General features: G+C 64.7%; 18 protein-coding genes. 5 read left to right on the top strand and 13 right to left on the bottom strand.

Annotation, left to right across the window (positions count from 1 at the left end):
* The first annotated feature begins 60 nt into the window (after positions 1 to 60).
* On the top strand, positions 61 to 324 hold the full coding sequence (locus POF53_RS12810; protein ID WP_186714368.1) for a DUF1652 domain-containing protein: 264 nt from the start codon (positions 61 to 63) through the stop codon (positions 322 to 324).
* Here POF53_RS12810 and POF53_RS12805 read toward each other — a convergent pair.
* Positions 321 to 2,408: a putative bifunctional diguanylate cyclase/phosphodiesterase gene (locus POF53_RS12805; RefSeq protein WP_475858438.1), complete on the bottom strand. Its 2,088-nt coding sequence runs from the start codon at positions 2,406 to 2,408 to the stop codon at positions 321 to 323. The genes POF53_RS12810 and POF53_RS12805 overlap by 4 nt on opposite strands.
* A gap of 364 nt (positions 2,409 to 2,772) precedes the next feature.
* Here POF53_RS12805 and POF53_RS12800 point away from each other — a divergent pair, with 364 nt between their 5' ends.
* Positions 2,773 to 3,054, top strand: coding sequence for a hypothetical protein (locus POF53_RS12800; RefSeq protein WP_498967980.1), 282 nt, complete (start codon positions 2,773 to 2,775; stop codon positions 3,052 to 3,054).
* A 1-nt stretch (position 3,055) separates the two neighbouring features.
* Here the strand turns inward: POF53_RS12800 and POF53_RS12795 are convergent, their stop codons facing one another.
* From POF53_RS12795 to POF53_RS12780, 4 genes are all read right to left on the bottom strand, one after another.
* The gene (locus POF53_RS12795; RefSeq protein ID WP_498967978.1) at positions 3,056 to 3,736 is read right to left on the bottom strand and encodes an alpha/beta hydrolase; all 681 of its coding nucleotides are present in this window, start codon (positions 3,734 to 3,736) and stop codon (positions 3,056 to 3,058) included.
* 116 nt (positions 3,737 to 3,852) lie between these two features.
* Complete coding sequence (locus POF53_RS12790; RefSeq protein WP_498967976.1) at positions 3,853 to 4,662, bottom strand: substrate-binding periplasmic protein; 810 nt, start codon at positions 4,660 to 4,662, stop codon at positions 3,853 to 3,855.
* A gap of 141 nt (positions 4,663 to 4,803) precedes the next feature.
* The gene (locus POF53_RS12785; protein WP_498967974.1) at positions 4,804 to 5,430 is read right to left on the bottom strand and encodes a glutathione S-transferase family protein; all 627 of its coding nucleotides are present in this window, start codon (positions 5,428 to 5,430) and stop codon (positions 4,804 to 4,806) included.
* 79 nt (positions 5,431 to 5,509) lie between these two features.
* Positions 5,510 to 5,962, bottom strand: a complete 453-nt coding sequence (locus POF53_RS12780) for a hypothetical protein (RefSeq protein ID WP_254464022.1) — start codon at positions 5,960 to 5,962, stop codon at positions 5,510 to 5,512.
* A gap of 165 nt (positions 5,963 to 6,127) precedes the next feature.
* Here POF53_RS12780 and POF53_RS12775 point away from each other — a divergent pair, with 165 nt between their 5' ends.
* Positions 6,128 to 6,445 carry a DUF2388 domain-containing protein gene (locus POF53_RS12775; protein ID WP_254464023.1) on the top strand — a complete coding sequence of 106 codons (318 nt, stop codon included), beginning with the start codon at positions 6,128 to 6,130 and terminating at the stop codon, positions 6,443 to 6,445.
* Between the two features lie 40 nt (positions 6,446 to 6,485).
* Here the strand turns inward: POF53_RS12775 and POF53_RS12770 are convergent, their stop codons facing one another.
* The 4 genes from POF53_RS12770 to POF53_RS12755 form a co-directional block, all read right to left on the bottom strand.
* Entirely contained in the window at positions 6,486 to 7,421 is a 936-nt protein-coding gene (locus POF53_RS12770) for a 5'-nucleotidase (protein ID WP_050705958.1), read from the bottom strand.
* Between the two features lie 40 nt (positions 7,422 to 7,461).
* Complete coding sequence (locus POF53_RS12765; protein WP_498967972.1) at positions 7,462 to 8,160, bottom strand: MOSC domain-containing protein; 699 nt, start codon at positions 8,158 to 8,160, stop codon at positions 7,462 to 7,464.
* Between the two features lie 289 nt (positions 8,161 to 8,449).
* Positions 8,450 to 8,719, bottom strand: a complete 270-nt coding sequence (locus POF53_RS12760) for a PA2433 domain-containing protein (RefSeq protein ID WP_232855182.1) — start codon at positions 8,717 to 8,719, stop codon at positions 8,450 to 8,452.
* 66 nt (positions 8,720 to 8,785) lie between these two features.
* Positions 8,786 to 9,706 (bottom strand): LysR family transcriptional regulator, encoded by a 921-nt coding sequence (locus POF53_RS12755; RefSeq protein ID WP_232855184.1) that lies wholly within the window; start codon positions 9,704 to 9,706, stop codon positions 8,786 to 8,788.
* A gap of 124 nt (positions 9,707 to 9,830) precedes the next feature.
* Here POF53_RS12755 and POF53_RS12750 point away from each other — a divergent pair, with 124 nt between their 5' ends.
* Both POF53_RS12750 and POF53_RS12745 read left to right on the top strand, forming a co-directional pair.
* Positions 9,831 to 10,565, top strand: coding sequence for an SDR family NAD(P)-dependent oxidoreductase (locus POF53_RS12750; RefSeq protein ID WP_232855186.1), 735 nt, complete (start codon positions 9,831 to 9,833; stop codon positions 10,563 to 10,565).
* Positions 10,566 to 10,581: 16 nt separating this feature from the next.
* Positions 10,582 to 10,788 (top strand): tautomerase family protein, encoded by a 207-nt coding sequence (locus POF53_RS12745; protein WP_203646781.1) that lies wholly within the window; start codon positions 10,582 to 10,584, stop codon positions 10,786 to 10,788.
* Between the two features lie 41 nt (positions 10,789 to 10,829).
* On the opposite strand, the gene POF53_RS12740 is transcribed toward POF53_RS12745, so the two are convergent.
* Genes POF53_RS12740 through POF53_RS12725 form a run of 4 tightly spaced genes read right to left on the bottom strand, consistent with a single transcriptional unit; the run spans position 10,830 to position 13,865 of the window.
* Complete coding sequence (locus POF53_RS12740; protein ID WP_203646783.1) at positions 10,830 to 11,207, bottom strand: response regulator; 378 nt, start codon at positions 11,205 to 11,207, stop codon at positions 10,830 to 10,832.
* Positions 11,208 to 11,251: 44 nt separating this feature from the next.
* Complete coding sequence (locus POF53_RS12735) at positions 11,252 to 12,478, bottom strand: hybrid sensor histidine kinase/response regulator (RefSeq protein ID WP_498967968.1); 1,227 nt, start codon at positions 12,476 to 12,478, stop codon at positions 11,252 to 11,254.
* Complete coding sequence (locus POF53_RS12730) at positions 12,472 to 13,047, bottom strand: chemotaxis protein CheB (RefSeq protein WP_203646787.1); 576 nt, start codon at positions 13,045 to 13,047, stop codon at positions 12,472 to 12,474. Before POF53_RS12730 ends, POF53_RS12735 begins: the two co-directional genes overlap by 7 nt.
* Positions 13,044 to 13,865, bottom strand: coding sequence for a CheR family methyltransferase (locus POF53_RS12725; protein WP_050705979.1), 822 nt, complete (start codon positions 13,863 to 13,865; stop codon positions 13,044 to 13,046). Before POF53_RS12725 ends, POF53_RS12730 begins: the two co-directional genes overlap by 4 nt.
* Positions 13,866 to 13,868: the final 3 nt, after the last annotated feature.

Raw genomic sequence — 13,868 nt, 5'->3', positions numbered from 1 at the left:
ACGGCCACAGTATTACCGCTACGCAATCACCGCGTTCAGGATACGAACAAGGAGGCTGGCATGAACAAGATGACGTTCCCCAACGCCTGCCAGGTGATGCGCTGGCATTTCCATCCGCTGGGTTTCGAGGCCAGCATGGATGCCCCGCGCAGCATGGTCGCCCGGCTGTTCGACCGGGCCACTGGCGAAACCCTTCTGGCGATCGCCGGCATTCCCTGCGCCACCATCATGCCCGCCGCCGATGTCGAGCGGATCATCGAGGCGGTGGAGGCCGAGATGGAAACCTTCGACCTGCTGGCCGGCCCCATGCGCAGCGCTGTCTAAATTGCCTGTTCCTGACGCGCTTTCAACGCCTGCAACCCCTTCATGAACTGCTCGGGCGGCACCGGCTGGCCAAGCAGGTAGCCCTGCAGCGAGTCGCAACCCAGGCGGGTCAGGAAGTCCTGCTGGCGGTCGGTCTCCACGCCTTCGGCGACAATCCGCAAGCCCAGTGCCTGGCCCAGGGCGACGATGGCCGAGACGATCGCCGCATCGTCGCTGTCCTGCTCCAGGTCGCGCACGAAGCCGCGGTCGATCTTCAGCTCGTTGGCCGGCAGGCGCTTGAGGTACATCAGGCTGGAGTAGCCGGTGCCGAAATCGTCGATGGACAGGTCAACGCCCATGTCCGACAGGCGCTGCAGCACATGCAGGCTGGCGTCGGCATCGCGCATGGCGGTGGTTTCGGTAATTTCCAGGGTCAGGCGGTTGGCCGGCAGGCCATTTTCACTCAACGCCTGGGCCACGTTGTCGACCAGTCCGGCATGGCAGAACTGAATGGCCGACAGGTTGACCGCGATACGCCAGTCGTCGTTGCCCTCATCCAGCCACTGGCGCATCTGCCGACAGGCTTCGCCCAGTACCCACTCGCCGATCGGAATGATCAACCCGGTCTTCTCGGCCAGGCCGATGAAACGGTCCGGCAGCATCAGGCCATGTAGCGGGTGCTCCCAGCGCAGCAGGGCCTCGGCGCCGATGGGCTGGCGCTGCACGGCGTCGAACTTGGGCTGGTAGTGCAGGCGGAACTGCTGGTGCTCCAGGGCCGTGCGCAGATCCTGCAGCAATTGCAGTTGCTGGCGCGCGTTGCTGTTCATCGAGGCGTCGAAGAAGCTGTAGCCGTTCTTGCCGGCGCTCTTGGCGTGGTACATGGCCGCGTCGGCGTTGCGCAGCAGCTCGTGCTGGTCCAGGCCGTTGCCCGGGTACAACACGATGCCCAGGCTTGCCGACAGTTGCAGGTCGTGCTCGGCCACGCGGAACGGCCTGGCCATCAGGTTGACCTGCTTGACCGCGACGTTCATGGCGTCGTCCGGCTCTTCCAGCTCCACCAGCAGCACGAACTCGTCGCCGCCGATCCGCGCCAGGGTGTCCTGGCTGTGCAGATGGCCGCGCAGGCGCGCCGCCACGGCCTTGAGCAACAGGTCGCCGACATGGTGGCCGAAGGCGTCGTTGACCGGCTTGAAGCCGTCCAGGTCGATGAACATCAGGGCGAAGCAGCCGCCCTGCTCCGCCACCCGGCCCATGGCCTGGTCGATACGGTCGGCCAGCAGCGTGCGGTTGGGCAACCCGGTCAGGGTGTCGTGCAGGGCCAGTTGGGTCAGCTCCTGGTTGGCCAGGGTCAGCGAGCGTGCCAGCTCCGCCGTGCGCGCTTCCAGGCGGGCGTCCAGCACCGAGGTGAGCAGGGCCACCGCCAGCACCGCCAGGGTGGTGATCAATACCAGGTAGTCCAGGCCGTCGCCGGCCAGGCCCGTGGCCAACGCGCCACAGAAGCTGCCCGCCGGGAAGTTGGCCGCGGCCATGCCGGTGTAGTGCATGCCGACGATGGCGATGCCCATCACCACTGCCGCGACGCCGCGGATCTGGCGCACATAGGGCGTGTGCTGGCGCAGGCGGAAGGCAATCCACAGCGCCGCCGCCGACGCCCCCACCGCGATGGCCAGCGACGCGCCGAACAGCGTCGGGTCGTAGTCGATACCCGGCTGCATGCGCAGCGCGGCCATGCCCATGTAGTGCATGCAGGCGATGCCGGTGCCCATGATCAAGGCGCCGAACGCCAGCTGCAACCACGGCAGCTTCGGCTGGCTCACCAGCCACAGGGCAAAGCCCGAGGAGGCCACCGCGATCAGCAGCGACAAGGCCGTCAGGGCGGTGTCATAGCCCAGCTCGATCGGCAGGCTGAACGCCAGCATGCCGATGAAATGCATCGACCAGATGCCGATGCCCATGGCGAACGCCCCGCCACCCATCCACAGGTACACCGCCCGCCCCTTGGCCGTGGCGATGCGCCCGGTAAGGTCCAGGGCCGTATAGGAGGCAAGGATGGCCACGCACAGCGAAATCAACACCAGCGAGGAGGAGTAACTACCGATCAGCATTCGCACTTCCAGGAACAGGCCGAAGGACGGCCCGGGAAAAGCCGATAATTGTACTCAAGCTTTGGCGAAACGCACGGGGTTTTCGCGGGTCTGAGTGGATCCAATGATTGACCGGAGGCGCCGCAGGGACTGGGCTAGAGCGCATTGCCCAGTAATTGAAGGCATATTGCCATTGGTCGTCTCGGGCCTCATCGCGGGGCAAGCCCGCTCCCACGCTGTGAAACATCCCTGAATGACCTGGAAGATTGCGTGGGAGCGGGCTTGCCCCGCGATGACGTCACGACGAAACCCAAGCCAGGCGAAGCGACTCCAGCTAATCTGAACAGGCCAACACCCTGAAACCACGCCGCCCCAGGAGCTCGCCATGGCCACCCGCCCCAGGCAGGCAGTGCTGCTCGCCCTGCTTGCCCTCGCACTGTCGCTGACTGCCGGCTGTTCGAGCAAACACACCACCACCCACTACGCAGCACAAGGCTCCGCTTGCTATGCCAAGGCCCTGCCCAGCAGCGGCGAGGGTGGCCTGGCCTTCGGCCCCACCCTCGCCATGGCCAGCAAGAAGTCGCTGGCCAGTTGCGTGCGCTACGCCGGCAGGTCGGGCGGCACGCCGCACACCTGCCAGGTCGTCGTGGCCAAGTGCAAGGGCTGAGCTAGCCCAGCGCCTCCTCGATCAGCGCGGCGACTTCCTTGGCCCGCGAGGCCAGCGACGCATGACTGGCATCCAGGGTGATGACCTTGCGCGCCTTCAACCGCGCCGACATCATTTGCTGGTTGGCCGGCGCGATCATGTGATCCTGTCTGGAGACCTGGTACCACGACGGTTTGTGCTTCCACGCCGGATCAACGATGGTGTCGCCAAAGGTGCTCGCCAGCGGCGCCTTCTGCGTCACCGCCATGACCAGCGCCTCGTCCGCCGACAGGTCCTGGCAGAAGCTCTCATGGAACTTGTCGGCCTTGATCCACAGGTAACCGTCGCTGTCCGGCGCCAGGTTCGGAGCCGCCAGCGGGGGATGCTGCTTGGTCAGTGCGCCTGGGCTTTCGCCCGCATCGGGTGCGAAGGCCGCGATGTAGACCAGCCCCGTTACATTGGCCTGGTTGCCCGCCTGGGTGATCACCGCTCCGCCATAGGAGTGGCCGACCAGCAGCACCGGCCCGTCGACCTGCGCCACCATCTTGCGCGTGCGCTCGGCGTCATCCGCCAGGGAGGTCAGCGGCAACTCCACGGCGCGGACATCCTTGATGCCCTTGCGCGCCAGCTCGACGATCACCTTGCCCCAATGGGCGGCACCGCCCCAGAAACCATGTACCAATACGACCGTTGGCTTGCTCATGAATGAACACCTTCGCTAGGGAAACAGGGATGTGATTCGCCGCAACAGCATAGGCCATCGGCTGGCGCGCCTTAGATCAAAGGCACTGGACGGCACTCGCGCAAATGACGCAAAACCTATTGGCCGGTCTGCTGGCGTTGCCAGCGTTGCAGGTTTTCTGCCACCAGTTGCTCGGGCAACGGGCCTGCAACCAGCGCCTTCATCTTGCGCGCCAACTGCTCGCGCAGCGCCGGCTTGTTGCAGCCGGACTTGTGCGACAACGCCAGGTACAACCCTTCGCTGGAGACCGGCGGTTCGAGCACCTCAAGCGCCTGCTCCTTGCCCAGCGTGCGAGCCAGGGCCAGCCCGGGATAGTGCTCGAAGATCACATAGTCGCTGCGTTTGAGCAGCAGCTTCTGGAAAGCCTGGGTGACGCTGGGCACGGCCTCGAGGTTGAGCTGCGCCCGGGCGTAGTCGTCGAAGGCCTGGCCGTGGCTGTTGTTGACCAGCGTTCCGCCACGTCGCCCCTTGAGGTCGGACCAGTCGCTGTAGGCGAAGCCCTCCCCCTTGCGCACCCAGACCACACTGGAGTTGAACAGGAACGGCGGGCTGACGAAATCCACCAGCAGCTCCCGCGCCTGGGTGTGGAAATACCCGGCGAGCATGTCGACACGCCCGCTGCTCACCTCTTCCTGGGCCCTGGACCAGGGCCCGACATACACCACGTCCACCACCAGGCCGAGTTCCTTGGCCACCTGCTTGAGCAGGTCGGCATTGGCGCCGATGAGGCGCTCGGGGTCCTGCGGGTCTCGCCAGAGGTAAGGGGGATACTCCGGATTGCCGGTAGCGGTGAGGTGCTGGCAGGCGTCAGCGGCGGAGCTGATCTTGGGCACCATCGCCAGGGCGAACGACAACAACACAGACACGCCCAGACAACGTCCGTTCATTGCGTTCCTCGTACTATGGATTACGCCACTGACAACGTGGCCTTACACAGTGTGCACGAGAAATGGCCGAACGCCACGTGCGCTGTCGCGATCCGTGCTGCGGTACGTCGTCACGCCAGGTGCTGAACGTGCCGGGCTGTCTCAGCCGGCCGCTCGCGGCATCAGCTCGTAGGGGTGCTTCCAGCCCGGAATTGCCTGGATACGCGCCTTCCAGGCTTCGATATGGCGGAACTCCTCCAGCGCCAACCCCGTGTCTTCAGGCATGTACACATATCCCGCCAGGGACAAGTCGGCAATGGTCAGCCGCCCACCCACCATGAACGGCGTGTTTGCCAGGTGCGCATCGACGATCTGGTAGGCCGCCCTGGCCCGCTCGCGCAAGAAGCGGGTGACATCCGACTCGCCCATGCTCTTCAGGCAGTAGATGAAACGCAAGGCCGCGTAATAGCTGGTGAACTTGTGGTTGTCGAACAGCATCCAGCGCCAGATCTCGCGCTTCTCATGTTCGTCGCGCGGGCCGAAGCGGCCGGTGCGCTCGGCCAGGTAGTCGAGGATCAGCGCCGACTGGGTGAGCTTCTCCCCGGCATGCTCCAGCACAGGCACCTCGCCCTGTTCATTGACCGCATCACGCCAGTCCTGGCCACGGGTCTGGCCGTTAAAGAAATCGACGAACTCCGGCGCCCAGTCCTGGCCGGTGAGTTCCAGCATCAGTGCGACCTTGTAGGCGTTGCCGGATTCGGCAAAGCAGTGGAGCGTGTATTCGGCCATGGGCATTCGGTTCCGTTGATTGAGTATCGCTAGCGAGTCATCACCAGCACTTGCCCTTCGAATCGTAGTGACAGATTTCCTAACCACCAGAATTTTTGGATCGGCTGCTTGAGCGGCTGCCCCCGCGGAAGGTGGTGTCCTGGCCGCCGAGGGCGTTGGGCCTGCTCCTGGAACTGCGGCCATCGTTGTAGGTGGTGTCCTGGCCGCCAATGTTATTGGGCCGGCTTCTGGAACTAAGGCCATTATTGTAGGTGGTGTTTTGGCCACCAATGTTATTGGGCCTGCTCCTGGAACTAAGGCCGTCGCTGTAGGTGGTGTCCTGGCCGCCAATGTTATTGGGCCTGCTCCTGGAGCTGCGGCCATCGCTGTAGGTGACATCCTCACCGCCAATGTTATTGGGCCGGCTTCTGGAGGTGGTGCCGTCACTGTAACGGCAATTCTGACCGCCAATGTTATTGGGCTGGCATGTGTCGGCCAGGGCCAGCGGTGAAACAAAAATCAAAGTGGCCAACAGCGCAAACTTGAACTTCATGAATCTTCCTTGAACCGATCTACCGAGAAGGTGCCTGAACAATACAATGGCCGCATGCCATTAGCGAGTGCGCCATTCGACCGCCTGTGGAACTCCCTGCGCCCCTTCACGCTCTTAACATCATGCAGTAACTCCCTTGGGCATTACCTTTCCGGAGGACTCGCCATGCGCCATTTACTGCTCGTTCCCTCACTGCTGCTCCTGCTCCCCGCCAGTGCCGCCCTGGCCCGCGTCGATGCCGGGGATGTCGCCACCTCGGCGGGGATCTCCGCATCGCTGTACTCGACCTTCAAGGACGACAAACGGATCATTCCGGCCCGTGACGAACTGTCGGCCTTCGTCGCCAGTGGTGGTGCCATTCGCGGGGCTTACCTGGAGTCGGCACTGGCCCACGTACGCCAGGCCAATCCCGGGCTGCAGGCCAGTGACGAGGAACTGGCCCGGGCGCTACTGTCGCAGGATGACGGCTTGGCGGATCACTGAGCGCAAGAAACCCGGGGCCGCCCATGCGGCCCCTGCCTGCTCAGCGCGCCCGGTTGGTAACCCCGAACGGGATGTGCACCGACGGCGCCACGGTGCTGGTGCTCTTCAGATGCCCCGACTGGTCGTCGAAGAAGATGTGCGGCTTGAGCACCTGCAGCACCCGCCGTTTCTCGATGCCCCCGAGGAAGAATGCATCGTTGGCCATCACCCCCCAGCTTTTCAGGGTGTTGAGCGCTCGTTCATGGGAGGGCGCGTTGCGCGCCGTGACGATCGATACCCGCAGGCGGTTCTCGTAGCCCGGATGGGCCAGCTTGTGCTGTTCCTCGGCTGCCTGGATACGGGCGATGCGCACAAAGAACTCCTTGAGCGGGCCAGGGTTGTGCGGCTGGGTGACGTTGATCACCTCATGGGCGTGAAAGCTGTCCAGCCCGCCTGACTGCATCACCGCCTCCGACTCGTCCCCGGCCAGCACGCCGTCGAAGTCAAAGGCGATGCGCAGGTTGTCGTCGCTTTCGTCGTCATCGAACTTCGAATCCAGCACCTGCCCTGCCGGATAACCGGCCTTGATCGCGGCATCGACGTGCTGCTTGTCAGCGGAGAGGAACAGGGCGATGTTCAGCGCCGGGATGTACTCGTACGGCGAGCGGCCCTGGGTGAAGATCGCCCGGGTCATGTTCAGGCCGTAATGGCCGATGGTCTTCATCACCCGCATGCCGGTGTCCGGGTCGTTCTGCGACAACAGCACCACCTCCACCAGCGGGTCCTCGGGATCGCCACGCAGGTCGTTGAGGGCCAGCAGACGCTTGATGAAGGGATAGGCAATGCCTTTTCCCAACGGCACGTCCAGGTGCTGCTCCTGGTATTTGCGGTACTGCGCCTCGCCCTCGCGACGGAACACCGCGTCCGATTCGCTGAGGTCGAACACGGCGCTGGAGGCGACACCGATGACCAGGCGATCATCCAGTTCGAAGGCCATGGGGCTTTCCTTGTATTGATAACGTTGTACGCGATGCCGCTCAGCCTTCGCTGCGGCCCTGCAGGCGCGAGGTCCAGTCTTCGACCTGATGTTGCTCCAGGCGCTTCTCCAAGGTCCGGCGCCAGTTCGGCACCAGCGGCAGCGCCAGGCACTCGCGCAACAGGTCGGGCTCCAGCCGCTTGTCGAACAGCACCGCCGAAAGCCGCGCCACCGACCATTCACCGTGCGGGCGCTCGACCAGTTGCAGGGCATCGCCGGCCTCGATCACGCCCTCCTCCAGCACCCGGTAGTACCAACCGGTTCGCCCGCTCTGTTGCACCCTCAACGCCATCTGCGCCACGTCGAAGCGGTCGTTGAGCTTCCAGCACGGCATGCGCCCCTGGGAGATTTCCAGCAACGCCGTGCCGACGCGGATCCGGTCGCCCAGGCAGACATCGGCCTCGCGCCAGCCGGTGCTGCTGAAGTTTTCGCCGAAGGCGCCGGGCCGGTTCAGCAAGGGATGCTCGCCCAGTTCGGCAGTCCAGTCGGGATAGTGATCGCGGGGGTAATGGTGGATGGCTTTCTCGACACCACCGTGTACGCGCAGATCGCCCTGTTCATCGCCGGCGATACCGATGAAGGTCACTGCCAGAGGCCCTTGGCGAGGCTGCTTGTCGATGGCACTGTGCGAACCCGGGCGGGTAAACGGCCGGGCGCAGCCGGTGAGCAGGCTGTCAAGACGCGGACTGGGCAAGTTCATGCGGCGGTCTCGTGGAAAGGTCCGCCAGAGCTTACACCAGAGCGCCTGAGGGCCCAACCGCATTACCTGTGGGAGAAACTGTCTTGCTGAGTTTTTTCAGCTGCCGCGATCTCTGTAGGAGCGGCCTTGTGCCGCGAAAGGGCTGCGAAGCAGCCCCAGGATTTCAGCGTTCTTGCAAAGATCGCCGGGGCCGCTTTGCGGCCCTTTCCGGCCGGTCCGGCGCCCCGGCAAGGCCGCTCCTACAGGTTGGAGTAGCACCTGTGGGAGCTGGCCGCGCAATCATAGACCGTTACTTGCCCCGCGCCTTGTTGTAGATGGTCTTGGCGCGGTCGGCCGAGGCTTGGCACTTGGCCATGTCGTCTTTGTCCCGGGCGTCCTTGGCCTCCTTGAGCAGCTCGTGATAGTCATGGGCCATGCCGCCATGCAGTGCCTGGCCATCGGTCTTGCTGATGTACTCCAGATCGTTGATCTTGGCATCGCAATTGGTCGCCGGGCCATCCTCGGCTTGGGCGGCGAAACTCAGTACGCAGGTGATCGCTAGCAGTGTCATGGATTTCATGGCGTGTTCTCCTGGGAAATCGACGCAGAACAGAGCTTAGTCCGCCCGTGCATGCCCGACGGTGCTTCAGCCCAACGGTCGTGCAACCTCGCCGATCAGGAAGTCGATGAACACCCGCACCTTCAACGGCATGTAACGGGCCTGCGGATACACCAGCATGAACGGCCGCGACGTCCCGCCATGCCCGGCCAGCACCTCCACCAGTTCGCCACTGTCCAGCGCATCCTGCACGGTAAAGCGGTACGCCTGCATCAGGCCGCCCCCATGGCGCACCAGGGTCGTGGTGGCGAGGAAATCGCCCAGGCAAGTCAGCGCACCCTGGGTCTCGAGCTCGACCAGCAGCCCGTCACGGCAAAAGCTCCAGGGCGGACGCCTGCCGCTGCTGGGCAGCTCGAACTGGATGCACTCATGCCCGGCCAGGTCCTCCAGGGCCTGTGGCGTACCAGCCCGGGCCAGGTAGCCGGGGGTGGCGACCACCACCAGCTCGGCGTCCTCCAGGCGCCGGGCCACCAACCGCGAATCGGCAGGCGCGCGGCCACGGATCGCCAGGTCGAAGTGTTCCTCGGCGAAATCGACGTTGCGATTGCTGACATGCACATCTACCTGCACCCCTGGATAGCGCTGGCGAAAACGCGGCAGCAGTGGCAACAGGCGGTGATGGGCATAGGGCGTAGGTGCGCTGATGCGCAGGCGGCCAGCGGGCTCGAGCTGGCCACCGGTGACTTGGCGCTCGGCCTCGACCAACTGCCCCAGTGCCTGGCGGCAGTGCAGGTAATAGGCCTGGCCGGCCTCGCTCAGGCGCATCTGCCGGGTGGTGCGCACGAACAGGCGCACGCCCAGACGCTCCTCCAGGCGCGCCACCGAGCGGCTCACCGCCGCGGGGGTGACCCCTGCCAGGGTGGCCGCCTCGGTAAAGCTGCCGGCATCGGCGGCAAGGCAGAACAACTCCAGGCTGCCCAGTTGCAGGTCATCGAAATGGCGGGTCATGGCGGGCTCTATTAATTACATGATGTATCGATTGAAATGCCCTGCGCCTCATTTTTCAAGCCGAGATTGCAACTTAAAGTGGCTCCACACCCGAGCAACGGCTCGCATCACCGGAGAGTTTCCCATGAGCAACGCAAGAACCGTCATCATCACCGGCGCCTCCAGCGGCCTGGGCTTCGCCCTGGCACAGGCCTACCTCAAGCGTGGCGATAACGTGGTCGGCAACGCCCGCACCCAGGCTCGCCTGGACGAAGCCGCAGCGCGCCTGGGAAATCCGGCCGCCTTTATCGGCGTGGCGGGCGACATCGCCGAAAAAGCCACCGCCGAGCGGCTATTCGCCGCCGCCCAGGAAGCCTTTGGCCGGGTTGATATCCTGGTCAACAACGCCGGCATCTTCATTCCAAAGCCCGTGACCGACTACACCGAGGCAGACGTCGATGCGCTGGTCGGCACCAACCTCAAGGGCTTCTTCTACCCTGCCCAGGCCGCAGCGAAAATCATGAAGGCCCAGGGGCACGGGCATATCGTCGCCATCACCGCCTCGGTGGCCCTGCAACCGGACACCCGCGTCCCGGCGCTGCTGCCGGTGCTGGTCAAGGGCGGGCTGAACCAGGCGGTCAAGGGCCTGGCCCTGGAGCTGGCAGCAAGCGGCGTGCAGGTCAACGCCGTGGCCCCGGGCATCATCGACACGCCGCTGCACAGCGGCCACACCGAAGGGCTCGGCGCACTGTCGCCAAGCGGTCGCACCGGCAAGCCAGAGGATGTGGTGGACGCCGTGCTGTACCTGACCGATGCCCGTTTCGTCAGCGGCGTCATCCTCCCCGTCGACGGTGGCAGCACCGCCGGTACCTGGCACTGAACCTGGAGCGACGCACATGCCTTATGTCCATATCCGCGTGACCGATGAAGGCGTCACGGCCGAACACAAGCGTCAACTGATCGAAGGCACCACCCGCCTGCTGGAAAAGGTCCTGAACAAGCCGCCGGCGAGCACTTTCGTGGTGATCGAGGAAGTGCCCACCGACAACTGGGGCGTCGGTGGCGAATCGGTGACCTCATTGAGAGCACGCGAACGGCGATAAAAGCAACCACCGGCCTGGAAAACTGGCCGGTTCGCATGCGCCTAGCGCAACAGCGTCTGGATCTGCTCGTGGAGCGTGTCGAGGTCGAACGGCTTGGCCAGGATCGGCGCCTTGCGCGCGATCGGGCTGCCCGACTCGACGATCTCGGCCGGGTAGCCACTGATGAAGATCACCTTCAGGTCCGGGCGCAGCTTCACCGCAGGCTCGGCGATTTCCACCCCGGAAATCCCGCCTGGCAGGCGGAAATCGGTGACCATCAGGTCCAGGTGCGGCTTGCTCGCCAGGATCGCGAACGCCTCCTCGCCGTCCTCGGCCACCAGCACGTGGTAGCCCTCGCCGGCCAGGTAATCGCGCAGGATCATGCGGATCGCCGGTTCATCCTCGACCACCAGTACCACGTCTTGTGCATCTTCACTCATGACAACGCCTTCGCATTCAACAGGTTGGCCATCAGACCCCAGCACTACGCAGAGGTTGCGCGGGCCGGGTCACAATGTTGCGACTGTGCCGACAGCGGCAGATACACGGTGAAGGTCGAGCCGATGCCGGCCTGGCTGTCGACCTGGATCCGCCCGCCATGGGCCAGGACGATCTGCTCGGAGATGTACAGGCCCAGGCCCAGCCCGCCCGTGGCCTGCTGCGCGGCGACGCGCTCGAATTGCTGGAAGATCCGCTGCAGGTGTTGCGCATCGATACCGATGCCATGGTCCTGCACCTGCACGCAGGCCATCTCGCCCGCTTCGAACACCCGCACCTGGACCGGTTTGCGCTCACCATAGCGCAAGGCATTGGACAACAGGTTGGCCACCACTTGTTCAATGCGGAACTCGTCCCAGTCGCCCTGCAAGGGGTCGCAGCGCTGCAGTTCGAGCGGCGTGTCCACGGCGCCGGCCTGGGTGGCGAAGTTCTCCACCAGGCCCCGCACCAGTTGCCCAAGGTCGAAGGTCCGCGGGCGGATCGACAGCTTGCCGGTACGGATCCGCGATACATCGAGCATGTCCTCGACCAGGCGGATCAGGCTGTTGATCTGGCGCTCGTCGCGCTCGACCATGGCCTTGAGCTTGTCCTCGCTGAACGCCGCCAGGTTGCCGCGGGACAGGTGCAGGCGGCGCAGCTGGGTTTCCAGGACCAGCCCGTTGAGCGGCGTGCGCACCTCATGGGAGACAATCGACATGAAGTCGTCACGCATGCGCACCGCGTGCTCCAGCTCGCCCCGCGCCACCTGCAACTGGGCCAGCAGCAGCTCTTGCTCCTGGCGGCTCTGCTCCAGGGCCTGCAACTGTCGGTCGAGGGCCTTGCGCTGGCGGAACAGATCGACGAACACCGACACCTTGCTCTTCACCGCCAGGGTTTCCAGCGGCTTGTGCAGGAAGTCCACGGCGCCGCTCTCGTAGCCCTTGAAGGCGTAGTTCATTTCGCGCCCGGCGGCGCTGACGAAGACGATGGGGATGCTGCGGGTCTTTTCCGTGCCGCGCATCAGCTCGGCCAGCTCGAAGCCGTTCATGCCAGGCATCTGTACATCGAGAATGGCCAGGGCGAACTCGTGCTCGAGCAGCAGCGACAACGCCTGCTCGGCGGACTGCGCCTGGTGCACCTCGCGGTCCTCGCCCTGGATCAGGGCGTCGAGGGCCAGCAGGTTTTCCGGCAGGTCGTCGACGATCAGCAGTTTCGCGGTAATGTGGCTTAGCATGCGCTGGGTTCCAGGGTAGCGAGCAACTGCCCGATACCGCCAAGGGAAAGAATATGGTCAGGGTCGTGCAGGGCCAGGGCGGCCTCCGGCATCAACGCCACCTGTGCGTCGCGGGGGTCCTGGACAACCGTCCGGCCACCGCTTTGTCTGATGCGCAACAGCCCCCGGGCGCCGTCTTCGTTGGCGCCGGTGAGCAGCACGCCGAGCAGGCCCGGGCCATAGGCATCGGCGGCCGACTCGAAGAGAAAATCGATTGCCGGGCGCGAGAAATGCACCGGCGCTTCCTGGCTGAGCGAGAAGCTGAGGTCGCGCTCGACCGACAAGTGATAGCCCGGCCCCGCCACGTAGATCAGCCCAGGCTCGATCCGCGCCTTGTCGAAGGCTTCGCGCACCGGCCGGCGCAGGCGCCGCTGCAGCACCTCGGCGAGCTGGCTGTGGCGGTCGTCCGGCAGGTGCAGCAGGCACAACACCGGGATGGCGAAGTCCGCCGGTAGCGCGCCAAGCACGCTGAACAGCGCCGTGACGCCGCCCGCCGAGGCGCCGATGACGATCGCGCGCACGCCGTTCATGTCTTGCGGTAGATCCGCTCGGGCCGCACCAGCGGCTCGAAGCCTTCGCTGTAGGCCGAGAAGTCCACCGACTCCTTGCTACCCAGCACCAGGAAGCCGCGGTGGCACAGCGACTCGTGGAACAGGCCCAGGGCGCGGTCCTGCAGGTCCTTGTTGAAGTAGATCAGCACGTTGCGGCACGACACCAGCTGGGTCTCGGAGAACACGCTGTCGGTGGCCAGGCTGTGGTCGGCGAAGGTCACGTTGTCGCGCAGGCTGCTGTCCATGATGGCGTTACCGTAGGCGGCGGTGTAGTACTCGGAGAAATCTCGCCGGCCACCGGCCTTGCGGTAGTTCTCCTCGTACTCGCGCATGCTCTGCATCGAGTAGATGCCCTGTTTGGCGCGCTCCAGCGAATGCGGGTTGATGTCGGTGGCGTAGAGGATGGTGCGCTCCAGCAGGCCTTCCTCGCGCAGCAGGATGGCCATGGAGTATACCTCCTCGCCGGTGCTGCAGCCGGCGATCCAGAGCTTCAGCGACGGCCAGGTGCGCAGCAGCGGCACCACTTCGTTGCGCAGCGCAAGGAAATGCCCGGGGTCGCGGAACATCTCGCTGACCGGGATCGTCAGGTACTGCAGCAGCTCGAGGAACATGCCCGGGTCGTGCAGCACCCGCTCCTGCAGCGCCGACACCGTGCGGCAGTCGAACTGGCGCACGGCGTGGAGGATCCGGCGCTTGATCGAGGCGCCGGAGTAATCGCGAAAATCGTAGCTGTACTTGAGGTAGATCGCCTCGATCAGCAGCCGGATCTCGATATCGGTGTTGCGTTCACTGGTCAAGAT

This window comes from Mitsuaria sp. RG (genome assembly GCF_028369275.1).
Taxonomy (GTDB): Bacteria; Pseudomonadota; Gammaproteobacteria; order Pseudomonadales; family Pseudomonadaceae; genus Aquipseudomonas; species Aquipseudomonas peradeniyensis.
This window is presented reverse-complemented; position numbering and strand designations above follow the sequence as displayed.